The 26,593-nt window shown below is 55.4% G+C and carries 21 protein-coding genes; 13 read left to right on the top strand and 8 right to left on the bottom strand.

The window, feature by feature from the left end:
- Positions 1-22: 22 nt before the first annotated feature.
- Positions 23-316: a hypothetical protein gene (locus tag NMUL_RS02760; protein ID WP_011379884.1), complete on the bottom strand. Its 294-nt coding sequence runs from the start codon at positions 314-316 to the stop codon at positions 23-25.
- Positions 317-357: 41 nt separating this feature from the next.
- Between NMUL_RS02760 and NMUL_RS02755 the strand changes: the two genes are divergently transcribed.
- The 6 genes from NMUL_RS02755 (at position 358) to NMUL_RS02730 (ending at position 9,086) form a co-directional block, all read left to right on the top strand.
- Positions 358-3,147 carry an LPS-assembly protein LptD gene (locus tag NMUL_RS02755; RefSeq protein ID WP_011379883.1) on the top strand — a complete coding sequence of 930 codons (2,790 nt, stop codon included), beginning with the start codon at positions 358-360 and terminating at the stop codon, positions 3,145-3,147.
- Between the two features lie 70 nt (positions 3,148-3,217).
- A complete protein-coding gene (locus tag NMUL_RS02750) occupies positions 3,218-4,540 on the top strand; it encodes a peptidylprolyl isomerase (protein WP_011379882.1) in 1,323 nt (440 codons plus the stop codon).
- Positions 4,541-4,576: 36 nt separating this feature from the next.
- On the top strand, positions 4,577-5,557 hold the full coding sequence (pdxA, locus tag NMUL_RS02745; protein ID WP_011379881.1) for a 4-hydroxythreonine-4-phosphate dehydrogenase PdxA: 981 nt from the start codon (positions 4,577-4,579) through the stop codon (positions 5,555-5,557).
- 69 nt (positions 5,558-5,626) lie between these two features.
- On the top strand, positions 5,627-6,406 hold the full coding sequence (rsmA, locus tag NMUL_RS02740; protein ID WP_011379880.1) for a 16S rRNA (adenine(1518)-N(6)/adenine(1519)-N(6))-dimethyltransferase RsmA: 780 nt from the start codon (positions 5,627-5,629) through the stop codon (positions 6,404-6,406).
- A gap of 212 nt (positions 6,407-6,618) precedes the next feature.
- Positions 6,619-7,245 (top strand): transglycosylase SLT domain-containing protein, encoded by a 627-nt coding sequence (locus NMUL_RS02735; protein WP_011379879.1) that lies wholly within the window; start codon positions 6,619-6,621, stop codon positions 7,243-7,245.
- 617 nt (positions 7,246-7,862) lie between these two features.
- Positions 7,863-9,086: an ammonium transporter gene (locus NMUL_RS02730; protein WP_011379878.1), complete on the top strand. Its 1,224-nt coding sequence runs from the start codon at positions 7,863-7,865 to the stop codon at positions 9,084-9,086.
- 82 nt (positions 9,087-9,168) lie between these two features.
- Here NMUL_RS02730 and lpdA read toward each other — a convergent pair whose 3' ends face one another.
- The 7 genes from lpdA to ttcA all read right to left on the bottom strand — a co-directional run bounded on the left by lpdA (position 9,169) and on the right by ttcA (position 19,503).
- Positions 9,169-11,049: a dihydrolipoyl dehydrogenase gene (gene lpdA, locus NMUL_RS02725; protein ID WP_011379877.1), complete on the bottom strand. Its 1,881-nt coding sequence runs from the start codon at positions 11,047-11,049 to the stop codon at positions 9,169-9,171.
- 50 nt (positions 11,050-11,099) lie between these two features.
- Positions 11,100-12,365 (bottom strand): glutamate-5-semialdehyde dehydrogenase, encoded by a 1,266-nt coding sequence (locus NMUL_RS02720; protein ID WP_011379876.1) that lies wholly within the window; start codon positions 12,363-12,365, stop codon positions 11,100-11,102.
- Positions 12,366-12,760: 395 nt separating this feature from the next.
- A complete protein-coding gene (holA, locus tag NMUL_RS02715; RefSeq protein WP_011379875.1) occupies positions 12,761-13,777 on the bottom strand; it encodes a DNA polymerase III subunit delta in 1,017 nt (338 codons plus the stop codon).
- A gap of 39 nt (positions 13,778-13,816) precedes the next feature.
- Complete coding sequence (locus NMUL_RS02710) at positions 13,817-14,329, bottom strand: LPS-assembly lipoprotein LptE (protein ID WP_011379874.1); 513 nt, start codon at positions 14,327-14,329, stop codon at positions 13,817-13,819.
- Positions 14,330-14,360: 31 nt separating this feature from the next.
- On the bottom strand, positions 14,361-16,961 hold the full coding sequence (gene leuS / locus NMUL_RS02705; protein ID WP_011379873.1) for a leucine--tRNA ligase: 2,601 nt from the start codon (positions 16,959-16,961) through the stop codon (positions 14,361-14,363).
- A gap of 179 nt (positions 16,962-17,140) precedes the next feature.
- The gene (locus NMUL_RS02700; RefSeq protein WP_011379872.1) at positions 17,141-18,550 is read right to left on the bottom strand and encodes a DegQ family serine endoprotease; all 1,410 of its coding nucleotides are present in this window, start codon (positions 18,548-18,550) and stop codon (positions 17,141-17,143) included.
- Positions 18,551-18,606: 56 nt separating this feature from the next.
- Positions 18,607-19,503, bottom strand: a complete 897-nt coding sequence (ttcA, locus tag NMUL_RS02695) for a tRNA 2-thiocytidine(32) synthetase TtcA (RefSeq protein WP_011379871.1) — start codon at positions 19,501-19,503, stop codon at positions 18,607-18,609.
- Between the two features lie 258 nt (positions 19,504-19,761).
- Here ttcA and NMUL_RS02690 point away from each other — a divergent pair, with 258 nt between their 5' ends.
- The 7 genes from NMUL_RS02690 to NMUL_RS02660 all read left to right on the top strand — a co-directional run bounded on the left by NMUL_RS02690 (position 19,762) and on the right by NMUL_RS02660 (position 26,592).
- A complete protein-coding gene (locus NMUL_RS02690) occupies positions 19,762-19,983 on the top strand; it encodes a YezD family protein (RefSeq protein ID WP_080557662.1) in 222 nt (73 codons plus the stop codon).
- A gap of 122 nt (positions 19,984-20,105) precedes the next feature.
- Entirely contained in the window at positions 20,106-21,734 is a 1,629-nt protein-coding gene (locus NMUL_RS02685) for an alginate export family protein (RefSeq protein ID WP_041352347.1), read from the top strand.
- A gap of 60 nt (positions 21,735-21,794) precedes the next feature.
- Positions 21,795-22,787 carry a sulfate ABC transporter substrate-binding protein gene (locus NMUL_RS02680; protein WP_011379869.1) on the top strand — a complete coding sequence of 331 codons (993 nt, stop codon included), beginning with the start codon at positions 21,795-21,797 and terminating at the stop codon, positions 22,785-22,787.
- Positions 22,788-22,883: 96 nt separating this feature from the next.
- A complete protein-coding gene (locus NMUL_RS02675; RefSeq protein WP_011379868.1) occupies positions 22,884-23,777 on the top strand; it encodes an EAL domain-containing protein in 894 nt (297 codons plus the stop codon).
- A 1-nt stretch (position 23,778) separates the two neighbouring features.
- Complete coding sequence (gene cysT / locus NMUL_RS02670; RefSeq protein ID WP_011379867.1) at positions 23,779-24,615, top strand: sulfate ABC transporter permease subunit CysT; 837 nt, start codon at positions 23,779-23,781, stop codon at positions 24,613-24,615.
- Positions 24,616-24,631: 16 nt separating this feature from the next.
- Entirely contained in the window at positions 24,632-25,513 is an 882-nt protein-coding gene (cysW, locus tag NMUL_RS02665) for a sulfate ABC transporter permease subunit CysW (RefSeq protein ID WP_011379866.1), read from the top strand.
- Positions 25,510-26,592 (top strand): sulfate/molybdate ABC transporter ATP-binding protein, encoded by a 1,083-nt coding sequence (locus NMUL_RS02660; protein ID WP_011379865.1) that lies wholly within the window; start codon positions 25,510-25,512, stop codon positions 26,590-26,592. The genes cysW and NMUL_RS02660 overlap by 4 nt, the downstream gene beginning before the upstream one ends.
- Position 26,593 lies beyond the last annotated feature (1 nt).

Genomic DNA, 26,593 nt, shown 5'->3' with positions numbered 1-26,593 from the left:
CTCCTGATGTATATAAAATGAATTACGCGTCCGCCTGCTTGCGATTAAAATATGCCCGCCCGGAATTGAGCCGTTCCATCCTGTCAGCGTGCTTCGATTGTTCGTTCAACCTCATCCCTGCTGGCTTGCCACTCTTTTTTGTTACACTTACAGCTTTTGTTTGCTTGCAGCCCCCTGCTGTGCCGGTTGAGCGGCGGACTGCACGCAGGAGCAGCTCCATTTGCATGCGTGGCGCCCCTATTCCGCGCTCCATGCTTCCATACAGCAGCTTCCATACGGTGACGCGAGACTTATGAGCTTGAAAATAGGCATTCATCCATTTCCGGATGATATCGTTTTCAGGTTGAAGAACTTCACATGAAATTGCGTTTTATCCGTTCCGCTGGCTGGTTGTTTTTGTTGTTTTGCCTTGCCTGCAATGCGCGTGCCGATCTGCCGCCGCTTTCTTCAAAGCCGGAGCAGGGACGCGCAACCCCTTCTGGTGAGGGTGACGATAAACCGGTGGTTATCGATACGGAACGCATCCGGGGCCATCATGAATACGAGTCAGGCACCAGAAGCGAGAGTGAATTGCGCAGTCGCTCGACCATTTCAACCGACCAGATAAAAAAACCCAACCAAAAAGCGGACCCCGCCGCAAAAGACACGCCATCCGCGCCTCAGCAGAACTATACACTATCCCCCGCGATAAAAACCGACTCCCGGACAGGCACCTCAGCCCAGGAATCGGAGAAGGCGGAAAGTATGGTTTTACCGGGTGGCGTGGAACGCCTTCCCGGGCCTGCCGCAGAAGAAGGAGAGCCCAGGCTGCGCACCAGGACCCAGTCCGCACCGCGCACTTTATCCGCGCAAAAGCGCGGGGAGAAGCCCGCGAAGACACCTGCACCGGCCGAAGCAGACCAAGATAGACCGGGGTTTGCAGAAGGCGAGCGCATTGGAGGTCACAGGGAAGAAGCAGGCGACGAAAAGCTGCGTCTTGCCGGCGAGACTGAGCCCGAGGCAATCGAGCAAAAACTGGCAGAAGCTGAAGCGGAAACGGACAAACAGTCCCCCGTGTTCGTGGTTGCGGATCGCTTGCAAGGCCACGTGGAGGAGGAAATCGAAGCGATAGGCAAGGCGGAACTGTCTGCCGGCCCTCAGTTTATTTCCGCCGAGCGGATGAAATACAACCAGGGCACCAACGATGCCGAAGCCCAGGGCAACGTCCGTGTGGAAAAGGAAGGTGACATCCTGGAAGGATCCGATCTCAAATTCAATCTGCTGAGCAAAACGGGCCAGTTAAGCGAACCCAGCTATCGTCTGAAGGATGCGAGCAGTCGCGGTTATGCGGGCATGCTCCTGTTCGAAGGCGAGAACCAGTACCGCCTGCAGAAGGCCAGTTATACCACGTGCCCCGTGGGAGACGACAGCTGGGTTCTCCAGGTGGCCGACCTGAAGCTCGACAATGACAAGAAAGTGGGCACCGCCAAAAATGTGAAGCTCACCTTCAAGGATGTGCCGATACTGTATACCCCCTGGATGAATTTCTCATACAGCGGCGAGCGCAAATCAGGATTGCTGGCGCCGACCTACGGTACCGGCAGCAGGACCGGCCTTGAACTGGCTGTACCCTTCTACTGGAACATCGCCCCCAACTATGACGCCACGTTTTCCGCACGCCTGATGTCAAAGCGCGGCCTGGCGATCAACAACGAATTTCGCTTTCTGGGCCAAAACTCGAGCAGCAATCTGCTCGCCGACATCGTGCCTCGTGACCTGGATACGCAAACGACGCGGTGGCGCACGTCGTTCTGGCACAATCATTATCTGGGCGCTGGTTTTTCCGCTCGCCTGGATTACAACAGGGTGTCGGATGCAACCTATTTTCGCGACTTTGGCAACAACCTGAATCTCACATCCCGCACCAACCTGCTGCAGCAGGGATTGCTGTCTTACAATCGCGGGCTGGGGGATGACGGCACATTTAACGTAACCTCGCTTGTCCAGAGCTTCCAGACGATTCAGGATCCCCTGGCCGCAATTGTCGTGCCTTACAAACGCCTGCCCCAGGTGGGATTGAACGCGAATAAGCCGGACGTCTTCGGAACGGGGGTCGATGTCAATCTTTCCGGGAGCTGGACCAACTTCTCCCACCCCACCCTCGTCAACGGCAGCAGGACCGTGCTCTTCCCAAGCATGAGCTACCCTCTTCGCAATTCGTTCGGTTTCATCACGCCCAAGGTGGGGATGCACTACACCCGTTACAGCCTCGGGGAGGGTGCCGGCGTGTCCGAGGAAAACCCCACCCGCACCTTGCCGATATTCAGCCTCGACAGCGGGCTTGCCTTCGATCGCAAAATGTCGCTGGGCGGAGAAAGCTTTACGCAGACGCTCGAACCGCGGGTGTTCTATGTTTACGTCCCATTCCGCGCGCAAGATCAGTTGCCGAATTTCGATTCCGCCAAGACTGATTTCAGCTTTGCCCAGATGCTGGCGGAAAACCGTTTCAGCGGGAGCGACCGTATCAATGATGCCAACCAGGTGACTTTTGCCCTGACGACCCGCCTGCTGGAATCCAGTACCGGGAGGGAGCGTTTGCGTTTGGCGGTCGGGCATCAATTAAGCTTTATCGATCGCCGGATCACACTGGAGACCCCGCAAACCATCGATCGCCGACCTGATTTTATTGCCGCAGTGTCGGGTTTTCTTACACCGACCATCAGTACTGACACCAGCTTCCAGTTTGACCAGACGCGCCTGCTAGCGGATGTGGTCCGCTCGGGTGTGAGCTATCGTCCGGAGCCGGGTCGCGTGTTGAATTTCGGTTACCGTTTTACCCGGGATGTGCTGCATCAGGTGGATGCTTCCAGCCAATGGCGATGGTCGGAAAGATGGCAGACGGTGGCCCGCCTGAATTACTCGTTACAGGATAAGAGAATTCTGGAAGGGCTGGCAGGAGTTGAGTATAATGCCTGCTGCTGGTCGTTGCGGTTTGTGCTCCAGCATTTGACCCTTGCTACGCAGAAATCGACCACAGCGGCTTTTTTGCAACTTGAGTTGAACGGCCTGATGCAAATCGGATCGAACCCGTTGACCGTATTGCAACGCAGCATTCCCGGGTATATCAGGACGGGTAGCCAGGGAAGCGGCTTGATAGAAGGGCCATAGCACCTCGCATCTATCACTGTTCGCACGTCACGATCACGCTATCTCTCCCCTATTCCAGAAGCTTATTCACATGGGCACGAAATTGTCGTCGCGTTCCCCCTTTTCCCTTCCCTTTTTAACGCTGCTTGCCGGAATGGCCATTGCCCAGCAACCGGCGCATTCGGGGGTGGAAACCATCGACCATATCGTTGCGGTCGTGAATGAGAATGTGATCACCCGGCATGAACTGGATGAAATGCTCGGCGCCATGCTGAAACAATTGCAAAAGCAAGGCGTACAGCCTCCCCCGCCAGCCGTGCTGGAAAAACAGCTTCTGGAGCGAATAATCCTGAACCGCGTGCAACTGCAACTTGCGAATGAAACCGGACTGACCGTGAGCGACGCGGAACTCGACCAGACTTTGCGTCGTATCGCGCAGGAAAACAAGATGTCCCTGCAGGAGTTCGACAGGGCGCTGGCGGAAGACGGGGTCAGCTTCAGCAAGTTCCGTGACGAGATTCGCGATGAAATCATCCTGGTCAGACTGAAAGAGCGTGAGGTAAGCAACCGCGTCAGCGTGACCGAAGGGGAAGTCGATCATTTTCTGGAAACGCAGGAAGATTCGCCCAGCCAGAGCGACGAATATCGCATTGCTCATATTCTGATACAGGTCTCCGAAGGAGCCGACCCTTTGAAACGCGATGCGGCACGGCAACGGGCAGAAAGCGCCTTGGCAAAATTGAAGGCAGGAACCGAATTTGCCCAGGTAGCCGCGGAATTCTCGGATGCGCCTGATGCGATGGAAGGCGGCCTGCTCAATTGGCGTCCTGCTGCCCAGCTCACAAAAAAGTTTGCCGAAATACTGACCCCAATGAAACCGGGGGAAATCACCGGGATAATTCCGAGCCCGAATGGATTTCATATCCTCAAACTGGTCGAACGCCGCAACCAGGATACGGTGACCACTATGATAGACCAGACACATGCACGCCATATTCTGATAAAAATCAGCGAGCTCACCTCGGAGGCCGATGCTCACCGCCGTGTAACCGAATTGAAGGAACGCCTGGATAATGGCAGCAAGTTCGAGGAACTGGCGAAGCTTCATTCGGAAGACGCCAGCGCCCCCACCGGGGGTGATCTCGGCTGGATCTCGCCGGGCGATACGGTGCCGGAATTTGAACAGGCCATGAGCGCTCTCAAACCGGGAGAAATCAGCAGTCCTGTCCAATCTCCCTTTGGATGGCATCTCATTCAAGTCATCGAGCGCCGCACCCAGGACGTAAGTCAGGAGCGCAAACGCCAGTCTGCACGCCAGGCGATCCGTGCCCGCAAAGCTGAGACGGCATTCCAGGAATGGTTGCAGCGCCTGCGGGACCGGGCGTATGTCGAGTATCGGCTGGAAGAAGGCTAAGGGTCTGTTAACATTTGTAAGAGACGGGGGCCGAAGTTGAATAATCCCAAGCTCGCGCTCACCGCAGGGGAACCCGCCGGCATCGGTCCCGACCTGTGCGTGCAGATCACGCAACTCGGTTTGCCTTTCAAGCTCATTGTCATTGCCGATAGGGAATTGCTGCAGGAGCGCGCGCACTTGCTCCGGCTTCCCTTGACAATAACGGACTACTCCTCCCGCGCCGAACACAGGCCGGGCGAAGGGATTTTGCATGTGCTGCACATTCCTCTGGCCGAAACTGCCACTCCCGGTAAACCCGATGCCGCTAATGCGTCCTATGTGCTGAAGACGCTCGAGCGGGCTGTTGCTGGATGCGTCAATGGCGAGTTTGATGCAATGGTAACGGCGCCGGTGCACAAAGGCGTCATCAATGACGCCGGCATTTCTTTTACTGGCCACACCGAATATCTCGCGCAACTGACAAACGGCCGCCCCGTCATGATGCTCGCCGGGGGCGGGATGCGGGTAGCACTCGCGACTACCCACCTCCCCCTGAAAGACGTCGCGAGTGCCATTACGAGCGATGCTTTGGAGCAGAAACTGCGCATCATCGAGCATGATCTGGTCACTCGCTGCGGTATTCCGAAGCCCCGCATTGCCGTTGCGGGCCTGAATCCTCATGCAGGGGAATCGGGTCATCTGGGCAGGGAAGAAATCGATATCATCATCCCTTCGCTCGACAAGCTGCGCGCCGGGGGGATGAGTCTGATCGGCCCCCTGCCTGCCGATACACTTTTCAATCCATCGAAGCTGAAGGATTACGACTGCATATTCGCCATGTACCATGACCAGGGGCTGCCGGTGCTCAAGCACGCGAGCTTTGGCACTGCCGTCAACGTCACTCTGGGATTGCCCATCATCCGTACCTCCGTGGATCATGGCACCGCGCTTGAATTGGCAGGAACAGGCAAAGCTGATCCGGGCAGCCTGGTGGCGGCAATCGAAATGGCGGCATCGCTGGTTGCGCATCAGCGATAACTCTCAACCCTGCATCCCGTTCACCTGAGCTTGTCAAAGGATGAACGAACCTGCAAACCCTCATAAACCATGCAGCACACCCCCCGCAGGCGTTTCGGCCAGAATTTCCTGGTTGACTCCCAAACCGTAACCGACATTGTTCACGCCCTCCATCCCCGCCGGGAGGATGTAATGGTAGAGATCGGCCCAGGACTGGGAGCATTGACGCAGCCCCTGCTCCAGTCACTTGAACATCTGCATGTGGTGGAGATCGACCGGGATATCGTGAAGCGGCTACGTAATGAATTTTCTGCGAAAAGGCTGACAGTACATGAAGGGGATGCGCTCGAATTCGATTTCTCCAGCCTCGGTGAAAGTCTGCGGGTAGTGGGCAATCTGCCCTACAACATTTCCACTCCGCTCCTTTTCCACCTGAGCCGGTTCACGGACCACCTCCGCGACATGCACTTCATGCTACAGAAAGAAGTGGTCGCCCGCATGGTAGCCAAACCCTCTACTTCGGATTACGGACGGCTTTCAGTCATGCTGCAATGCCGCTTCGAGATGGAGCAACTCTTCATCGTTCCGCCTGAATGCTTCCACCCGCCGCCAAAGGTCCAATCGGCCGTGGTTCGCATGATTCCACTCAAGAAACCGCTAATCGAGGCGAGCCAGGAAAAATTGTTTGCGGAAATCGTTTCCGCCGCCTTCTCGCAGCGCCGCAAAATACTGCGCAACACGTTACGCGATTATCTTACGGGGGAGGATTATCTCAAGCTGGGAATCGACTCTAATCTTCGAGCGGAAAACTTATCGATTACGCAGTATGTAGCGATTACAAACTACTTTAATAGAGTCAGATCCGGTTGAAGTCGATTGAAAGTAGCAGAAGTGTTACGCTAAGTTCTGAACTGAGATCAGAGCAAAAAGCCAATCGAACCAAGCCCTGTCGCTCTCCGCTTCTCATTTATAAACAGGGAAAATACCTGTTTATAAAAAGTAAATATTTAACATGAGCATGAGTATAATCTAGCAGCCACTTCGGGGCATACAAAAAAGGCGAAAGCCTGGACTCCGGCTTTATGAGCTTGAAATCATCGACACCGCTGACCATAGCGATATTGCTGAGCTATGGATTGACACAGCCCGCATCTGCAGAGATCATCTACTCGTTTACCGATGAACATGGGGTGGTGCATTTCAGCAACGTCCCTGCGGATGAACGGTATGTTCCATTCATCGGGAGCAGCGCCAACTCCAGGAAATCACGGACCGCTTCAAATAACGGGCATCCGGTCGCATCACTCAAGGCGCAATATGGTTCGGTAATCAAGGAAGTCGCCCGCGCCCACGCCCTTGAAGACGCACTGCTCCACGCCGTGGTTACTGTCGAATCGGCCTACAACCCCAGGGCGGTTTCAAAAAAGGGTGCGGCGGGCCTGATGCAACTCATGCCGGAAACTGCCCAAAGATATGGCGTAATCGATCGCTTCGATCCCGTGCAGAATCTCCATGGCGGCGCAAGATATCTCACCGAGCTGCTGAGAATGTTCAACGGAAATCTGAGCCTCACCCTGGCCGCCTACAATGCTGGCGAAAACAACGTCATCAAGTACGGAAACCGGATTCCACCGTTTCAGGAGACCAGAAATTACGTGCCCAAGGTCCTTGAACTCTATCGCAGATATCAGTCAAGAAAGAGGCTGTAAGAAGGGGACTCCTGGGATTTTAACGGGCAGCGAAACCGAGTTCCGGGGGAAGAAGAGTGAGAGTTCGCAGGCCGGGAATGTTGCGTCCAAGGATGTGGTCCGGAAAGAACGGCCTTGCCGTCGCACTGCGCGAACGGGTGCATTGAGCGCACCCTCTTCATCTTAGACCGCAACCCCGTTGCCCTGCCGTGAAAATACCATTCTCCATCCTCCATCTGAAACGCGGGAGGCATTGCCCTCCGATACTCCCCAAACAGCACTTCACTTCTTGCCGCCATCCAAGATCAGGTGCATCGCCTTTGGCTCAAAGTCTCGTGAGTATGCTATCTAGCAAGATGCAATCTGCTGTTTCTCTCCACAGTATGGAAACCAGAAATTTTTCGTCTGGTCCTTCTTGAATTCCGCTACACAATCCTGCTCTTCTTTCCCTCCCATACGGCGAACATCCCAGGATCAATACCGCCTGCTCCTGCTGAGACTTCGAAGCCCGGCCGCGTATTTCTTTTTTAAATTGAAGTCCGTTTACTTTATTGAAATATCCCTATTGTACTTGAGGCTATCGAGGTTCACACTGTGCCTGGGCAAGTCAGATAACCGTAAACAATATGGAGGGAAAAATGAAAAAAAGTCTCTGCATGACGTTGTGTGGCACAGCCGGTTTTTTTCTGTTGTATTTAAGTGCCTGGGCGAGCGAGGGGGGCACTGCGCCCCAGCTTAACGAGGCACGACAGGTAGCTCAATACAATTATGTAATCCATATCCTCGCCATGTTGCTGGTGGGTTTCGGCTTTCTCATGGTATTTGTCAAAAGATATGGATTTGGAGCCACGACCGGAACATATCTGGTAGTCGCTGTCGGTCTTCCGCTTTACATTCTGCTTCGCGCAAACGGCGTATTCGCCCACGAAATTGCTCCGAACACGGTGCAGGCACTGCTCTTTGCTGAATTCGCGGTAGCGTCCGGGTTGATCGCCATGGGCGCGGTCCTCGGTCGTCTCCGCGTTTTCCAATACGCACTGCTGGCGCTGCTCCTGATTCCTGCTTATCTCTTGAACGAATGGCTGGTGCTGGATAATGGAATGGGTATGACCGAGGGATTTCAGGATACTGCGGGATCGATCATCATACATGCGTTCGGTGCATATTTTGGCTTGGGGTTATCCCTTGCGCTGACCACGGCGCGACAACGAAGCCAGCCGATTGAGTCGGATGCGACTTCTGATCGATTCGCAATGCTGGGTTCAATGGTCCTGTGGCTTTTCTGGCCCAGTTTCGCCACCGCCATCGTTCCCTTCGAGCAGATGCCGCAGACAGTGGTCAACACTGTACTCGCTCTGTGCGGCGCCACGATCACCACATATTTCTTGAGCACATATTTCCATAAAGGCAAAACCTCGATGGTCGATATGGCGAATGCCGCGCTGGCCGGCGGAGTAGCGATCGGTTCCACCTGCAATATCGTGTCGCCGACAGGTGCTTTTGCGATCGGCCTGCTTGCCGGCGCGGTCAGCGTCATCGGGTTCGTGTTCATTCAACCCGCACTTGAGAGACGCTTCAAGATCGTCGACACCTGTGGCGTCCATAATCTGCACGGAATGCCGGGATTGCTGGGTGCATTCGTTGCTGTCCTGGTCGTGCCCGGCATAGCAGTTGCCCAATTCATCGGCATCGCCTTCAGTGTCGTGTTCGCTCTGATAGCAGGACTCGCGGCTGGCGCGCTCATCAGGGCCACCGGCACAACCCGTCTGGCTTACGAGGATAGTGAGGAATTCACCCACACCGAAGGACCGGAAGCTACGGAAATCGAGGCCATAGTGCTGGAAGGCGAGACTTCAACTTAAAAGGGCGGTGGCCTGAGCCAAAATCAAGGAGTCGGAGTCGACTGATTTCTGAAAGTCAATCGGCTCCGACCCCATTGATCCTCTACTTCTTCGGCATATAAAGATCGGTAATCGTCCCCTCCGCGATCTCAGCGGCAAAGAACACTGTTTCGGATAGAGTCGGATGCGGATGGATGGTAAGGCCGATATCTTCCATATCCGCGCCCATTTCCAATCCCAGTACGGTTTCGGATATCAGTTCGCCGGCATTGATGCCTACGATGCCCGCGCCGAGAATGCGCCGCGTCTTCTTGTCCAGGATTAACTTTGTCATGCCCTCGTCGCGCGCCATTGCCAAAGCACGACCGCTGACGGCCCACGGAAATACCGCTTTTTCGATTTCGATACCTTGCTTTTTGGCTTCGGTTTCGGTGAGGCCCATCCAGGCGATCTCAGGATCGGTGTAAGCTACCGAGGGAATGGCGCGAGCGTCGAACGCTGCTGACTTCATCTTCTCCCCGCCGGCGATGATTTCCGCCGCCAGTTTGCCTTCATGCGATGCCTTGTGCGCCAGCATGGGCTCGCCCGCGATGTCGCCTATGGCGAAAATGTGAGAGACGTTGGTCCGCAACTGCTTATCCACCGGGATGAAGCCACGCTCGTTCACAGCTATACCTGCCTTTTCTGCCCCAATTTCGCGGCCATTTGGCCGGCGTCCTACCGCCATCAGGATCCGGTCATATACTTGCGGTTCGGGTGCTCCAGTGCCCTCTGGGCCGCCACCTTCCGAGGATCCTTCGAACGTGACTCTCAATCCTTCTTGCAGCGCTTCAATTCTGGTGACTTTGGTTTTGAGGTAGATGGCCTCGTAGCGTTTCTGTATGCGTTTGTGCAGCGGCCGGATAAGATCGGCATCCGCGCCGGGAATCAATTGATCCATCAATTCGACGACACTGATCCTGCTGCCGAGCGCATCGTAGACCGTCGCCATTTCGAGACCGATAATGCCGCCCCCGATGATCAGCATGCGCTTGGGGATGCTCTCCAGCTTGAGCGCGCCAGTGGAATCGATGATCCGCGGGTCATCGTAGGGGAAACCGGGAATGCGAGCGGCAGCAGAACCCGCGGCAATGATGCAGTGCTCGAACGACACTGTTTTTTTTCCGTCGGAGGTTTCCACTTCGATCATATTCGGCGAAGTGAACCTGCCCGTTCCCCGCACTACCTTCACCTTGCGTTGCTTCGCCAGCCCCGTCAATCCCTTGGTGAGTTTGCCGATGATGGATTCCTTCCATCCTCGCAGTTTGTCTATTTCTATGCCGGGCTTAGCGAAAGCGATACCCTGTTGCGCTGTTTCCTCGGCGTCGGTGATGACTTTCGCCACATGCAGCAGCGCCTTGGAGGGAATGCAGCCCACATTGAGACAGACGCCGCCAAGCGTGGAGTAGCGCTCGATCAAGACCACATTCTTGCCGAGATCGGCAGCACGAAAGGCGGCGGTATAGCCACCCGGCCCTGCACCCAATACCACTATATCGGCATGAATATCACCTTGTGGAATCGAAGGTGCAGCGGGTGGTGCTACGGATTCAGGAGCAGGAGCAGCGACTGAGGCCGGCGTTTTCTCTTCTTCCTCTTTTTCCGATGGAGGAGCAACGTTGGCAGCGGGCTTCTCAGCCGGCTCTTCCTGCTTGCTCGCACCACCAGGTTCAGAGGCTTTAGCAGGAGCAGCCGCTTCTGCTGTTGTGGCCTCCAGCATGAGTATGATCGAGCCTTCCGAAACCTTGTCGCCAACCTTGACTTTAAGTTCCTTCACAATGCCACTTTGGGGTGAAGGAACTTCAATGGATGCCTTATCGGTTTCCAGGGTGATAAGCGATGTTTCCTTTTCCACTGTATCGCCGGGTTTCACCAGCACTTCAATCACTGCGACATCCTTGAAGTCGCCAATATCCGGTACTTTGATTTCGGTAAGCTGAGCCATGAAAACCTTATTAGTTTAAGGAAATAAAATTGAACCTTATTCCTGGAAACCTACTGCCGGATATGCCCGTCACCCAGGACGATGAATTTCTGGCTGGTCAATCCTTCCAGTCCCACCGGGCCGCGAGCATGAAGCTTATCGGTGGAGATACCAATTTCCGCGCCGAGGCCGTACTCGAATCCATCCGCGAAGCGGGTGGAGGCATTCACCATGACAGAACTGGAATCCACTTCGCGCAAGAAACGGCGCGCGTTGCTGTAATTCTCGGTAATGATGGAATCCGTGTGTTGGGAGCCGTAAATCGTAATGTGCTCGATAGCCTGATCGAGACTGCTTACCACCCGCACGCTCAAGACAGGCGCAAGATATTCCGTATACCAGTCTTCCTCCCTGGCTTCCTTCATTTCCGGAATGATCGCCTGCGAGGCCGGATCGCCGCGCAGTTCCACGCCCTTGTCCAGGTAGATTCTGCACAGCGGCGGCAGCACTTCCCCGGCAATATTCTCATGCACCAGCAATGTTTCGAGTGTGTTGCAGGTGCCGTAGCGCTGGGTCTTGGCGTTGTCCGCAACACGAATGGCCTTTTCCTGGTCCGCTTCTTCGTCGATATAAATATGGCATACGCCATCCAGGTGCTTGATGACGGGGATGCGCGCTTCATTCGAGATGCGCTCGATCAACCCCTTGCCGCCGCGGGGCACGATGACATCGACGAATTCTTTCATGGTGACGAGTTCACCCACGGCAGCCCGGTCGGTTGTTTCGATAACCTGTATCGCCGTCTCGGGCAAACCGGCGGTCTTAAGCCCCTCCCTGACGCACGCCGCGATCGCCTGATTGCTGTAAATGGCTTCCGATCCCCCGCGCAATATCGCTGCGTTACCCGCCTTGAGGCACAACCCCGCGGCATCGGCCGTGACGTTGGGGCGCGCTTCATAAATGATGCCGATCACGCCCAGCGGTACGCGCATTTTTCCCACCTGTATGCCGGAGGGACGGTAGTTCAAATCGCTTATTTCACCGACCGGATCGGCTAGCGCTGCTATTTGCAGCAAACCTTCGGCCATGCTCGCCACGCTTTTGGGCGTGAGCGTCAACCGGTCTATCATTGCCGCTTCCAATCCCCGTTCTTTCGCATTTTCCACGTCCCGGGCATTCGCTGCCAACAGCTGCTGCTCATCCCGTTTTATAGCCACCGCCATCTGTGTAAGTGCCCGGTTCTTGGCCGCCGTTTCCGCTTTGGCAATCAAGCGCGAGGCGGCTCGGGCTTCACGCCCGATGGAGTGCATATAGGTCTTGATGTCGATGATGTCCATGTCAATGGTTCCATTCAGACAGTAAATTAAAATTGCAGGAGTAACTGGGATTCCGGAACTGGATTCCGGGTCAAGCCCGACTATTGTCAGGAATAAAATTCATGGAAATCCGGAGAGCTCCATCGGCAATGACGGCGGCTTGGTAATAAGGGAGAGTGCCTTGGGCAAAACCTTGATCGTCATTTACGCGAAGGCGGAAACCCGCTGATTCATAATATTATTATCTCAAGAAAATCCGGATACCGCTTTCGCGGGTATGACGGCGCCTTGATAGTCCGCTGCCAGAATTCCTCTACTCCGGCGTTCGCGGATAAGAGTTCAGTAACGGCAGATCGGGTGAAGCCCGGCCTATGCCGGCTATCCTCCGTTTGCGTCATCGTTTTGCCATGCTTTAACTACTGCCGCTGCCCGATCTTCGCAAAACGCAAACCCAGTTGGAGCAACTCATCCCAGGGATCGCCGCTTGCAACGCCCTTGCTGACTCTGTCTATTTTAGCGGCATGTGACAACGCCGATGCCAACTGTTCAAGGTTCAGGCGGCGAGCGGCGTTCTCCATTATTTTCTGCCGGTCCCGCCATACTCGAGACTGGCTGGTCAATTGTCCCGGCGGTTTCCCTGCGTCGAGTCCGGTACGAATCGCGACAAGAAGGCGGATCTGCCCCGCCAGCGTATTGACGATCAGCGGCAATGCCATGCCTTCACCCTGCAAAACCTCCAGGATGCGCGTATAGCGCGCGGTATCCCCGGCAACCATTGCATCGGATAGTTTGAATGCATCATAACGGGCGACATCGAGCACGGCATCCTTCACCTGCTCGAACGACAGCATTCCGGGTGGATAAAGCAACGCAAGTTTCTTGAGTTCCTGATAGGCTGCGAGCAGATTGCCCTCTACCTTGTCGGCAAGAAATTGCAGCGTGTCGATGTCGGCATTCTGCCCTTGCATGGTGAGCCGCTGGCCTATCCAGTCGGGCAGCCGCCCGCGTTCTACCGGATAAACCGTAATGACTGCTCCTGCTGCATCAAGCGCCTTGAACCATCTGGTTGCCGCACCTTGCTGGTCGATCCGGGGCAGGGTGACAAGTGTGACGGTATCTGGCGGCAGGGCGCGGCAGTATTTCTCCAAAACGGCGCTGCCCTGATTGCCCGGCTTGCCCGAGGGGATGCGCAGATCGATTATACGTCTTTCGCCGAACAACGACAGGCTGTTGCTGCACCGTTCCAGCTCTGTCCAGTTGAAATAGCTATCGACGTTGAAAATTTCCCGTTCGATATACCCGCCTTGGCGCGCTTTTACACGGATCAGGTCGGCAGCTTCGATTGCCAGAAGTAATTCGTCGCCGGATACCGTATAAAGCGGTGCAAGCTGTTTATCGAGATGCCGCGCAAGCTGTTCGGGCGCAATACGCATGCCTTCGCCTTCAGGTTACCGCAACACAGGCGTCAACGGTCAGGGGTTCACCTGTGGAGACTTATTCAGTTCCGCCACCTTGACTGCTCCAAGGCGCCGCACGATCTGATCTGCCGAATCACTCTGCATTTCCCGCACGAGCATTGCCTCTTCCCCCTCCTTCGCGACCACCTGCTGATTGGTAAAAGGCATGATTCGACGCAGGGCCAGTTCATTGGTGGGAATGAGTTCCTCCCCTTTGGCATCGAGCAGCCGGAAGGAAACCCGGTACCGGAGTTCAAACTCCAGAACGCGCCCGCCGCCTGACACGGACATGATCTGTCTGTCATTGGTGACGCTGAGAATCTCCAGTATGGCTTCGGCCTTTTTCCGGTTGTCAACGAGGCGAGTGCTGGTGCTCGCCCGAACGAGGCGCCTGAGATCGGTACCGATGGGATGTCCTTGCGGGAAGGAAATATAAAGCGTATCAAACGGAAGCGCGGCGGTGCCCCGCAACTGAAAGCCGCAAGCCGCGAGCAAGAGACAGCATGTAAGCAACAGGATTTTTTTCATCGGCAATCCTCGAGTTCCGGTTTTCGTATCTTCAAATGACGATATTGACCAGTTTCCCTGGCACCATCACCACTTTTTTAACTGCTTTTCCATCGATGAACCTTCGCACCTGTTCATTCTCCAGCGCAAGCTGCTCAACGATTACCGGTTTTGTATCTGCGGCAACCCGTATCTTCCCCCGCAGCTTGCCATTGACCTGAACGATCAGCTCAATTTCATCCTGCACGAGCGCAGCAACGTCTGCTTGCGGCCATGGCTGATCGAGCAACTCCGTGCCCGGGCGGAGCTCCCGCCAGAGGACATGGCAGATGTGAGGAACAATGGGCGACAACAGCAGTACAATATTTTCCAGTGCTTCCTGCATCAACCCGCGGGCAGACGGGCTCGAATCCTGCAATTTTCCGAGAGCGTTCATCAACTCCATTACAGCCGCAATCGCGGTATTGAAGGTATGCCGCCTGCCCAGGTCATCACCCACCTTGGCGATGGTCTGGTGCAGTTGAAAACGCAAGGCCTTGAGTTCAGGACCGAGACCTGCAACCGGGATTGGACCATTCGCAACACCGCTTTGTTGCAGATGATCGTAAACCTGTTTCCATAATCGCTTCAAAAAACGGAATGCGCCCTCTACTCCGGCATCCGCCCACTCGAGAGTCTGCTCGGGCGGGCTGGCAAACATCATGAAGAGCCGGGCTGTATCCGCCCCGTATTGCTCGACGAGTTTTTGCGGATCGACGCCATTGTTGCGGGATTTCGACATCGTGCCGATGCCGCCTGCTTCAACCGGCTGGCCGTCGGCGCGCAGCACCGCTCCGATTCGTCTTCCCTGCTCGTCGGTCTGGATATCCACATCCGCAGGGTTGAAATAGACGATGCGCCCGCTTCCCGTTTTCCGGAACATGATCTCATTGAGCACCATGCCCTGGGTCAGCAGATTGGCAAACGGCTCGTCGAACAACACCAGTCCGAGATCGCGCATGACCTTGCTCCAGAAGCGCGAGTAGAGCAGATGCAGGATGGCATGTTCGATGCCGCCGATATATTGATCAACGGGCAGCCAGTAATCCACGCGCGCATCCACCATTGCCCGGTGCTGGTCGGTGCAGGCATAACGGATGTAATACCAAGACGAATCGACGAAGGTATCCATCGTATCGGTTTCCCGGCGGGCGGACTGACCGCAGCGCGGGCAGGAACACTCGTAAAATGACGGCGTTTTAGCAAGCGGGTTGCCCGAGCCGTCGGGCACCAGATCTTCCGGAAGCACCACGGGAAGCTGCTCATCGGGCACCGGCACTACCCCGCACGCATCGCAATAGATGAGAGGAATGGGGCAGCCCCAATAACGCTGCCGGGAAATGCCCCAGTCACGCAGGCGGTAATGCACGCGTTTCTCGCCCAATCCCTTCTGTTGCAATGCGACAGCGATTGCATCCACTGCGGGCTGGAACGCGAGACCGGAGAACTCACCGGAATCGAACGTAATGCCGTGTTCCACATATGCCTGGGCAAGGGGGACCGTCAGGCCGGAGTCGACAGGCTTGATCACGGCCCTGATCGGCAGCGAATATTGGGTAGCAAACTCGAAATCGCGTTCATCATGAGCGGGAACCGCCATCACCGCCCCTTCCCCATAGCCCATCAGCACGTAATTGGCTATCCAGACAGGTAATCTGGCCCCGGTCAGGGGGTGGATAACGTACAAACCCGTATCCCTACCCTTCTTTTCCTGGGTAGCGAGTTCCGCTTCCATCATCGCCCCCTGCCTGCATTCTTCGATAAATGCAGCAAGGGCAGGATTACTTTTCGCTGCGTGCTGAGCGACAGGATGCTCAGCCGCGACGGCTACATACGTTACGCCAAACAAGGTATCTGCACGAGTCGTAAAAACCTTCAAGTCCTGCGGCATGCCGGATTCGGCATCCGCAGGAAACCGGACTTCAACACCAAAGCTCTTGCCGATCCAGTTGGCCTGCATCGTTCTCACCCGCTCCGGCCAGCCCGGAAGCGCATTCAGCGCTTCCAGCAGCTCATCAGCATACGCGGTGATCTTCATGTAATACATCGGGATTTCGTGCTTTTCCACCAGAGCTCCGGTGCGCCAGCCGCGCCCGTCGATTACCTGCTCATTGGCCAGTACTGTCTGGTCGACAGGGTCCCAGTTTACGATGCCCGTCGTTCTATAGGCCAGACCCTTTTCCAGCATGCGCAGGAACAGCCACTGATTCCACCGGTAATAATCCGGCTGGCAGGTGGCAAGCTCGCGATCCCAATCCATTGCCAGCCCCAGACTCTGCAATTGCTTGCGCATGTAGGCGATATTGTCGTAGGTCCACTTTGCCGGCGGTACATTGTTTTGCATTGCCGCATTCTCTGCCGGCAGGCCGAAGGCATCCCAGCCCATGGGCTGCAACACGTTGTAACCCTGCATGCGGTGATAGCGCGACAGCACATCGCCAATGGTATAGTTGCGCACATGTCCCATGTGCAACTTGCCAGAGGGATAAGGAAACATCGAAAGACAATAGTATTTCCGCTTTTCCGGCGCCTCCACAGCCTTGAATGCGGCGGTTTGCTGCCAGTACTGCTGCGCTTCCGACTCGATTTCCTGGGGGTGATATTTTTCCTGCATAAGCTCGGCTTTCTGCCATAAAGCTGGGGATTATACCGCGAACTCAGGCATTTCCGTGGGTGAGGGCCCGGCTCCAGCGAGGCCGGAAGGAAAGCGAGAGATCATGTATTTTGAAGTGCTGTGAGCGGCTAAAGAGACTATCGGAAGCGATTCGGCTTCAGGATATTCGGGAAACGGATTTACCTGATCCTGATAGTCACCCTGAAGTCGCCCCGTATCAGGCTTAGGGTGAGCCGTCCCTGGCTGCTGGCCTTGAGAGCAGCAAGCAACTCCTGCACCGAACGGACCTGGCGGCGATTGACGCCAATGATGAGGTCCCCCGGCCGGATGCCCCGCAGCCAGGCGGGACTATTGACTTCCACGTCTGTTACCATCACGCCCTCAATTCCCCGGCGGGCGCCGGGTTTCAAGTCCGCCACGGTTGCGCCTGAGACCTCCGGCACGGCCTCCGCACCTGCACTGGAAGCCTCCGCCAGCTTGGCTATCTTTACTTTCGCAGTCAGCCGCTTCCCATTCCTGATCAGCCCGAGATCCAGCGTCTCCCCGATGGGCATCAGTCCAACCTTGTTGCGCAAATCAATCGAGTTCCGCACAGGTTTTCCGTTGACAGTCGTTATCACATCACGCGGTTTCACCCCGGCTTTTTCCGCAGGCGATCCCGGCTCGACCGCACTGATGATGGCGCCTTCCGTGGAAGGCAACCCCAGTGAGGCCGCCAGGTCGTGCGTAATATCTTCGCTGCTCGCTCCCAGTCTGCCGCGGCGTACCTCGCCGAAGCGCAGGATTTGATCGAGGACTGCCTTCACCATCACACTGGGAACCGCAAAACCAATGCCGACGTTGCCGCCTGCGGGACCAATGATGGCGGTGTTGATGCCGATCAGTTCCCCCTTGAGGTTGATGAGGGCTCCGCCGGAGTTGCCCGGATTGATGGAGGCGTCGGTCTGGATGAAGTCTTCATAGCCTTCGATATCCAGTCCGCTTCTTCCCAATGCGCTGACGATGCCGGATGTTACCGTTTGCCCCAGACCGAACGGATTCCCGATCGCGATGACAAAATCCCCGACGTTGAGCAGATCGGAATCACCGAGGCGCAGCGCCTTAAGGTTCTTGGCATCGATTTTCAGCAGGGCAATATCGGTACCCGGGTCCGTCCCCACCAGCTTCGCCTGGAATTGGCGCCTGTCTTTGAGTGTCACAACCACCTGCTGCGCATCCTTGATCACGTGGTAGTTGGTCACCACATAACCCTTGGCCGCATCCATGATCACGCCGGAACCCACACTGCGCTCCGGCCGGGCCTCCTGCTCCGGAAGATTGAAAAAGCGGCGGAAGAAAGGGTCCCGAAACAAGGGATTCTCTTCTATGGCCGAGCGCGTCACTACGGAAATATTGACGACCGCCGGGGTCACGTCCTGAAGCACCGGCGCCAGGGTCGGCACACCATTTTTGGTGTCACTGAAAGGCAAAGCCGGATAGCCCGGCAGCGCAATGACCAGCAAGCCGATAAAAACCAGCCAGAGTGAAACTGACAGCGGTGAAACTGACAGTGGAGCTGGCTGCGAAACTGATCCGGACGGTTTTCTCATTTGAGGCGTGCTTTACTTGATTTATCCACCAGTTGGCCGAGGGTGATGTGATTCTTTCAGTCTTTGTTCAGGCTCAGAAGTTCTTCCACGCCCGGCTCGAAGGGCTCGGGGTCGAATGCCCTGTCGCCGTCGACGACAGGCCCGTTCCCGGTTTTGAGCCCATGAAAATCGTAAAGCGAGGAATCGAGCAGATGCGAGGGTTGGATGTTCTGCAAAGAGCTGAACATGTTTTCCAGCCTGCCGGGAAACTTTTTATCCCATTGCTGCAGCATTTCCTTTACCACCTGGCGCTGCATATTCTTCTGTGATCCACACAGGTTGCAGGGGATGATCGGGAAATTTTCCATTTCCGCATAGGCGGCCAGGTCTTTCTCTTTGCAGTAGGCAAGCGGCCGGATGACGATATGCTTGCCATCATCGCTTACCAGCTTGGGCGGCATGGTTTTCAGCTTACCGCCATGAAACAGATTGAGAAGCAGGGTTTCAAGAATATCATCGCGATGGTGGCCCAGCGCGATTTTCGTTGCTCCCAGTTCGTCTGCCACGCGATACAGGACCCCGCGGCGCAAGCGTGAACAAAGGCTGCAAGTGGTTTTCCCCTCCGGTATCAAGCGCTTCACCACGCTATAGGTATCCTGCTCGACGATGCGGAAAGGCATGCCGATGGATGTAAGATAGTTCGGCAACACGTGTTCCGGAAAGCCCGGCTGCTTCTGGTCCAGATTTACCGCAATCAGCTCGAATTGTGTGGCTGCGTGTGCCTGCAGGCTGCGGAGGATATCGAGCAGAGCATAGCTGTCCTTTCCGCCCGAGAGACACACCATTACCCGGTCTCCAGACTCGATCATGTTGAAATCAGCGATCGCCGTCCCGACAAGCCGCCTCAACCGCTTATGCAGTTTGTTGGCGTTATGTTGCTCCTTTCTGGACAACATTTCTATTCCTGTTCCCATTCCCGCTGCAACCTCTTTCTCAAGATACTCATCGGTTCCCGCCCCCATAGGCTCGGGTTCAATCCCGGCTTCTGAACTGCACCAGTAATTTTCCCAGATTGGATGCGGTTTGGACAGTGCCGTCCCAGTTGCTGAGCATGTATCAACGCTCACGCTGTATATACAAAAAACAGATAAGCAAATCAAATGATATTAGTTTGAATTATAAAACGTCACTGGTAACGTGTCGCTTCCACAGACTCTGCAACCGTTTTGACCATGTCGGCCACCCCTGAAATCATTGATCTGGAAGAAAAGCATTATGGATCCGGACAATCCGGCAGACGGATACCCGTGGACGTTAAACAACGGATTCTGTACGCCATTGCAAATATCGAATATGGCTCGGTGGAGGTGGTCATTCATGACGGCAAGATTACCCAGATAGAGTGCCGGGAAAAAATCCGGATGGGGCGTAGCGAGGCTGGCCAGAGAAAGTGAAGGGAATAATGCAAGAGCGGGAAGCCACAGGCATAAAAGCCGACCAAATGACTGGAGGCCAAATAAAACAGATTACATCGGTCCTTGACCGCGCAACCGGAAGGACGAGACAGGAGAGAGGAATGAAGTTTTATCTGGGAACAGTCATTGCGTTTGCTCTCGCGATACCGCCATGGAGCGGTGCTCAGGCAGATGCAAACACGATCGACACCGAAAAATTCAAAATGACGGAACAGGAAAACAGGTTTGCTCAGAACGGTGCTGTCCCTGTTGAAGAAAAAGGAAAGGCCGATCCCTCGGGAGCAAGCAGCAAATCAAATGGAAATACATCGGCTGGAAAAACAGCGGCAGCGGCAACAAAGGAGGAAAAAAAATCGACGGGCTACTTCAGGCCTTCCAGCAGCTACTCGACCCAGCCCGAATCCGATCCGCCGCGCTATGTGCGCACCCTGAGCAAAACCGGGATTGAAGCTTTCAAGGACATCTACTGGCTGGATGTGGGCATCGATCATCGTACCCGCTACGAATTCCGCAGCAACGATATACGGCGCACCGAACTCAGGCTGGACCAGCCCTTCCTGCTGCGCTCCCGCGCCTACTTCGGAATCCGCGAAATATTCGATCCGCTACGCGCCGCGGTGGAATTCCAGGATTCCCGCCGCTACAACGGCCATTTTCCACCCGATGACCGTGATTTCAATGAGCACGACCTCATCCAGGCCTATGCCGAATTGTATTTCAAGGGCGCGCTGGGTCAAGACGACCTGAAACAGCAGCGCCCGCTCAGGTTGCGCGTGGGCCGCATGGCCTATGAGGCGCTGGACCGGCGTCTGATCGGCCGCAATGAATGGCGCAACACGACCAATACCTTCGAAGGTTTTCGCATCAACCTGGGACAGGAAGTCAACGATTGGGAGGGGGATTTATGGGCCTACCAGCCTGTTCAACGGCTGCTGACGGAGTTTGACGAGCGCATCGAGAACCAATGGTTCTACGGCGCCATCGGCCATTGGCGCAAATGGTCGGATTTCATCACACTCCAGCCCTATTACATGGGACTGACGCAGGATGGCAGCAAGACAGGCGAAATCGACCGTCATATTCATTCACCCGCTCTCAGGGGATACGGCAAGATAGGCGATACGGGTCTGGACTTCGATTTCAACCTGATCTACCAGTTCGGTCGGAATGGCACGCAGGAACATCAGGCCCATGCATACATCACCGAGCTGGGCTATACGCTCAAACACGCGTGGAAACCCCGTATCAGCGCCTTTTACGGTTACGCCAGCGGCGATCGCAATCCCAATGACAACGTAAATAACCGCTTCGAACGGTTCTTCGGTTTCGCGCGACCGTGGTCAGCGGACGATTACATCGTTTTCGAGAATATCAAATCCCCCAAGATAAAGCTCGAGTTCCAGCCGTTCAAGGACCTGCGGATCGATGGCGGCTACAGCTGGTACTGGCTGGCCAGCGATACCGACCGCCTCAATAACCTCTTCAGAGGCAATGGAAGTAACGGAGGAAGTTTTTCCAACCGCGATGCGACCGGAAGCAGCGGTGATTTCATCGGACACAATTTCGACATCCGGGCACGCTACAAGCTGGCGAAACACATCGACACAACCATCGGTTATTCGCATTTCACGAGCGGGGAGTTTGTGCGCAACCGGCAAATAGCGGCCTTGGGCAGAAGCCCGGGGAGTTCGGACTTTTTTTACGTTGAAGTTGTATTGAGCGCATTTTGATTATTTGACACTTATTGATTTCACTTACTGGCTTCACCTGCCTAAAGGAAGAATACGAAAATGAAAGCATGGATAACGACGAGCCTTACCGCAATCCTCCTGTGGGGAGGCAATGCCTGGGGAGATAAAACAATATTGAATGTATCCTATGACCCGACTCGCGAGCTGTATCAGCAGTTCAATTCGGCATTCGCGAAGCATTGGGAGAGCAAGACCGGAGAAAAAATAGCCATAAAACAATCTCATGGCGGCTCCGGGAAACAGGCACGCTCTGTCATCGACGGGCTTGATGCTGATGTCGTGACGCTCGCGCTGGCGAAGGACATCGATGAAATCGCGGAAAAAGCCAGCCTGCTGCCGGCGGACTGGCAAAAGCGCTTGCCGCATAACAGCACGCCTTACACTTCAACCATCGTACTGCTGGTCCGGAAGGGCAACCCCAAGAACATCAAAGACTGGGACGACCTGGTCAAGCCCGGCGTCGCCGTAATCACCCCCAATCCGAAAACCTCGGGGGGCGCCCGCTGGAATTACCTCGCCGCGTGGGAATACGGCAAGCGAACGTACGGCGACGATGCCAAGGCGAAGGAGTTCGTAGCAAAGCTCTACCGGAATGTCCCTGTGCTGGACTCGGGCGCGCGCGGCTCAACCACGACATTTGTGGAGCGCGGCATCGGCGATGTCTTCATTTCGTGGGAAAACGAAGCATTCCTCGCTATCAGGGAACTCGGGCCCGACAAATTTGAAATTGTGGCACCCTCCCTCAGCATTCTTGCCGAACCATCGGTCGCGGTGGTAGACAAGGTGGCCGACAAGAAGGGTACCCGTACCATCGCGGAAGCCTATCTCCAATATCTCTATTCAGACACAGGCCAGGAGATTGCCGCTAAGAATTTCTACCGTCCAACCAATGCCGCAATCGCAGCGAAATATGCAAGTCAGTTTCCCGGCCTCAAGCTGTTCAAGATCGACGATGCGTTTGGGGGCTGGAAGAACGCGCACAAGCTTCACTTTGCCGATGGCGGCACTTTTGATCAGATTTATCAGAAATAACAGCACAAGTCGTACCGTCTGCACTGAAAACCGCAAAACAACCATGCTGACATTCAGAAAATCGACGTCCAGGAAATTTTTGAAAGGAGATGAAAAGTGAGCATTTCTTCATCACAGGAAAAGGATGAATTGGCGCGCATCCAGGAGTCAACCGATTATGCGGTGACTCGAGCGGAGAATGGTTTCATCATGGGACATTTTTTCAACTGCTCGCTATCAAGCGTATTTCAGCCAGTATTCGATGCAAAAACACGCAGCGTGGCAGGACATGCAGCTTATATCCGTTCTGTCGTGAGTGAGGAAAATCCCTTATCACCCTGGAAAGTCCTGTCTCTCGGGGAAGGAGACGCTCCATTGGTACGTTTTGACCGGTTGTGCCGCGCAGTGCACGTGCTTAACTACTTCAGCGGGCGCTCTCATGAGGGCAATCTTTCCGTCACCGTACAGCCACGCCTGCTGGAGAGCGTTAAAGATGACCATGGCCGAGCGTTCAAAAGCATCCTCGATATCATCGGCGTGGAGACTTCCCGGGTGGTAATTGAAATTCCGGCTGAGGTGAATCGCAACTGGAAGCTGCTCAAACACGTAATCAGCAATTACCGCTCGCACGGCTATCGCATAGCCATCAATCACAACGATGCCGGCGACGATTGGGTAGCGGAACTTGCCAGCCTGTATCCGCTGTATCCGGACGTAGTGCGGTTGGAGGCCTCCGTTCTTCAAAGGCTGGGAGACGCAGGGCCGCTGGTGGATGTCATTCATCGCTTTGGCGCGCAGGTTTTGTTCCGTGAGATCGAAACAGCGCGACAATTGACAGGGGCTGTTCGTGCCGGTGCCGATCTTCTCCAGGGGCGCTTTCTCGGCATACCAGCGCAGGCGATTGAGTTTGACTTGTTCATACCTGCTGCAACGACAGAGTACCGAAGCGCAGAGGCTTCCTCCCGGCGCATCCGGACGCTGCAGCACTATATCGACGCGGCGAGAATCTGAAATGGGCACGTTCAGGCAACACAGCGTTCTGCCCGGATTCAATCTGGCGCTTGGATTTACGTTGCTTTATCTGAGCCTGATTGTTCTGATTCCAATCTCGGCAGCATTTGTTCGCACTGCAGAACTCACCTTGCCCGAATTCTGGGATGTGGTGACGACACCAAGGGTATTGGCTTCCTATCGGTTGACATTTGGGGCCTCATTCGCAGCGGCGCTGCTCAATGCGATATTCGGGCTCCTGGTTGCGTGGGTGCTGGTGCGTTACCACTTTCCAGGAAAGAAGCTGATCGATGCGCTGGTAGACCTTCCATTTGCCCTGCCCACCGCGGTAGCCGGTATTGCCCTGACAGCGCTCTATGCGGGGAACGGGTGGTTCGGCCAGTATCTGGAGCCGGTTGGCCTCAAGGTTGCCTTTACGCCAGCAGGGGTCTTCGTGGCGCTGACGTTTATCGGATTGCCATTTGTAGTGCGAACGGTGCAACCTGTGCTGGAAGACCTCGAACCTGAACTGGAAGAAGCAGCAGCTACGCTCGGCGCGACCCGCTTGCACACATTCCTGCGAATCATTTTTCCCGCGATTTTTCCGGCATTGATAACCGGCTTTGCGCTTGCCTTTGCCCGTGCGATCGGGGAATACGGGTCCGTTATTTTTATTGCGGGCAACATGCCGATGATTTCCGAAATCACGCCGCTCCTGATCATTACCAAGCTCGAGCAGTACGACTATGCAGGCGCTACGGCGCTCGCCGTGGTCATGCTCGTGATTTCTTTCGTGTTGCTCCTGATCATTAACCTGCTGCAATGGTGGAGTCGCAGCCGGAGTTCATCGACAGTATGAGCATGAGGATATCCTGATGACTGCTATTGCTCTTCCGTTGCCCGTCCCTTCAGGCCGGGTGCGGCCCGTCGAGGAATCCGCGTGGGTGCGGCGGTCCCTGATCGGGCTTGCGCTGGCCTTTCTTACACTCTTTCTCTTCGTACCCCTGATATCGGTTTTCTACGAAGCGCTCAAGAAAGGCTGGGATGTTTACATTGCCGCAATTACCGAGCCGGATGCGGTGTCCGCCATTCAGCTTACCCTGACCGCAGCCGCCATTGCAGTTCCGCTTAATCTGGTATTCGGCATAGCGGCAGCATGGGCAGTTGCCAAGTTTGAGTTCCGCGGCAAAAACCTCCTGGTCACGCTCATCGATTTGCCCTTTTCGGTCTCACCTGTCGTGTCCGGGCTCATCTATGTGCTTATTTTCGGCTTGCAGGGTTGGCTGGGCCCGTGGCTGGCGGAACACGACATCAAGATTATCTTTGCGGTGCCCGGTATTGTGCTGGCGACCATATTCGTCACGGTTCCCTTTATCGCACGCGAACTGATTCCCCTGATGCAATCCCAAGGAGCCGAAGAGGAAGAAGCGGCCGTTGTACTCGGGGCGAACGGCTGGCAGATATTCTTCCGTGTAACGCTTCCCAATATTAAATGGGGCCTGCTTTACGGCGTCATCCTTTGCAATGCGCGGGCAATGGGAGAGTTTGGTGCAGTATCGGTGGTATCCGGGCATATCCGCGGGAGCACCAATACCTTGCCGCTGCATGTCGAGATTCTTTATAACGAATATAACTTCGCGGCCGCCTTTGCCGTGGCGTCGCTGCTCGCCCTGCTCGCACTGGTCACATTGGCATTGAAGACTATCATTGAATCAAAAACCCGGGAAAAACCGGAAACCGCAGGAATACAAGAATGAGCATAGAAATTCGTAACCTTTCCAAACAATTCGGCACGTTTTCCGCGCTACGCGACGTCAGCCTGGAAGTAAAGTCCGGTGAACTGCTCGCGCTGCTCGGCCCTTCAGGATCAGGGAAAACAACCCTGCTGCGTGTCATTGCGGGACTGGAAGCAGCGGATACCGGCCAAGTGCTGTTTCAGGGCGAAGACGCAACGGATCAGCACGTCCGTGAGCGCCAGGTGGGCTTTGTATTCCAGCACTACGCCCTGTTCCGGAACATGACCATTTTCGAAAACGTAGCCTTCGGTCTCCGTGTACGTCCGAAAAAATTCCGCCCTTCCACAGCAGAGATTCAGCAACGCGTACATGAGTTACTAAAACTGGTGCAACTGGACTGGCTGGCAGACCGCTACCCGCATCAACTCTCGGGAGGGCAACGCCAGAGAATCGCCCTGGCACGAGCATTGGCTGTGGAACCCAAGGTTCTGCTGCTCGACGAACCATTCGGGGCGCTGGATGCCAAAGTGCGCAAGGAACTGCGTTCATGGCTTAGAAGACTTCACGATGAGATGCACATTACCAGTGTTTTCGTCACCCATGACCAGGAAGAGGCCTTGGAGGTCGCGGATCGGGTCGTAGTCATGAACGAGGGTCGCATCGAGCAGATCGGTACGCCTGATGAGGTATACGAGCACCCCGCAAGCCCGTTCGTGTACAAATTCCTGGGCAAGGTGAATCTTTTCCATGGACGGCTCCATCGCGGTCGCGCCTGGATAGGGGGAATCGAAATCGATGCGCCGGAGCATACCGAGGCCGAAGAGCTCTCGGGAGTGGCCTACGTGCGTCCGCATGACATCCATGTGGATAAGGTGGACCATGCCTTGAATGGGGAGGGAGCAATTGCCGCGCATGTGTCCCATATCCTCTCAGTGGGCCCGGTAGTTCGCCTCCAGCTGGTGCGCGATGACGGCAAAGACAAGGAATTGATCGAAGTCGAAATCAGCAGGGAGCGCTTTCGGGAACTGCAACTGACGCGAGGCGATCAGGTTTTCATCAAACCTTCCCGTTTCGATCTCTTTCCGGCGCAGATACACTAGC

It is taken from the genome of Nitrosospira multiformis ATCC 25196 (assembly GCF_000196355.1).
GTDB lineage: Bacteria > Pseudomonadota > Gammaproteobacteria > Burkholderiales > Nitrosomonadaceae > Nitrosospira > Nitrosospira multiformis.
This window is presented reverse-complemented; position numbering and strand designations above follow the sequence as displayed.

Excerpts from the sequence above, each read along its gene's own strand:
- NMUL_RS02760 (WP_011379884.1), bottom strand. The coding sequence starts at position 316 with ATGAATGCCTATTTTCAAGCTCATAAGTCTCGCGTCACCGTATGGAAG.
- NMUL_RS02755 (WP_011379883.1), top strand. The coding sequence starts at position 358 with ATGAAATTGCGTTTTATCCGTTCCGCTGGCTGGTTGTTTTTGTTGTTT.
- NMUL_RS02750 (WP_011379882.1), top strand. The coding sequence starts at position 3,218 with ATGGGCACGAAATTGTCGTCGCGTTCCCCCTTTTCCCTTCCCTTTTTA.
- rsmA (WP_011379880.1), top strand. The coding sequence starts at position 5,627 with ATGCAGCACACCCCCCGCAGGCGTTTCGGCCAGAATTTCCTGGTTGAC.
- NMUL_RS02735 (WP_011379879.1), top strand. The coding sequence starts at position 6,619 with ATGAGCTTGAAATCATCGACACCGCTGACCATAGCGATATTGCTGAGC.
- NMUL_RS02730 (WP_011379878.1), top strand. The coding sequence starts at position 7,863 with ATGAAAAAAAGTCTCTGCATGACGTTGTGTGGCACAGCCGGTTTTTTT.
- lpdA (WP_011379877.1), bottom strand. The coding sequence starts at position 11,049 with ATGGCTCAGCTTACCGAAATCAAAGTACCGGATATTGGCGACTTCAAG.
- NMUL_RS02720 (WP_011379876.1), bottom strand. The coding sequence starts at position 12,365 with ATGGACATCATCGACATCAAGACCTATATGCACTCCATCGGGCGTGAA.
- holA (WP_011379875.1), bottom strand. The coding sequence starts at position 13,777 with ATGCGTATTGCGCCCGAACAGCTTGCGCGGCATCTCGATAAACAGCTT.
- NMUL_RS02710 (WP_011379874.1), bottom strand. The coding sequence starts at position 14,329 with ATGAAAAAAATCCTGTTGCTTACATGCTGTCTCTTGCTCGCGGCTTGC.
- leuS (WP_011379873.1), bottom strand. The coding sequence starts at position 16,961 with ATGCAGGAAAAATATCACCCCCAGGAAATCGAGTCGGAAGCGCAGCAG.
- NMUL_RS02700 (WP_011379872.1), bottom strand. The coding sequence starts at position 18,550 with ATGAGAAAACCGTCCGGATCAGTTTCGCAGCCAGCTCCACTGTCAGTT.
- ttcA (WP_011379871.1), bottom strand. The coding sequence starts at position 19,503 with ATGGGAACAGGAATAGAAATGTTGTCCAGAAAGGAGCAACATAACGCC.
- NMUL_RS02690 (WP_080557662.1), top strand. The coding sequence starts at position 19,762 with ATGTCGGCCACCCCTGAAATCATTGATCTGGAAGAAAAGCATTATGGA.
- NMUL_RS02685 (WP_041352347.1), top strand. The coding sequence starts at position 20,106 with ATGAAGTTTTATCTGGGAACAGTCATTGCGTTTGCTCTCGCGATACCG.
- NMUL_RS02680 (WP_011379869.1), top strand. The coding sequence starts at position 21,795 with ATGAAAGCATGGATAACGACGAGCCTTACCGCAATCCTCCTGTGGGGA.
- cysT (WP_011379867.1), top strand. The coding sequence starts at position 23,779 with ATGGGCACGTTCAGGCAACACAGCGTTCTGCCCGGATTCAATCTGGCG.
- cysW (WP_011379866.1), top strand. The coding sequence starts at position 24,632 with ATGACTGCTATTGCTCTTCCGTTGCCCGTCCCTTCAGGCCGGGTGCGG.
- NMUL_RS02660 (WP_011379865.1), top strand. The coding sequence starts at position 25,510 with ATGAGCATAGAAATTCGTAACCTTTCCAAACAATTCGGCACGTTTTCC.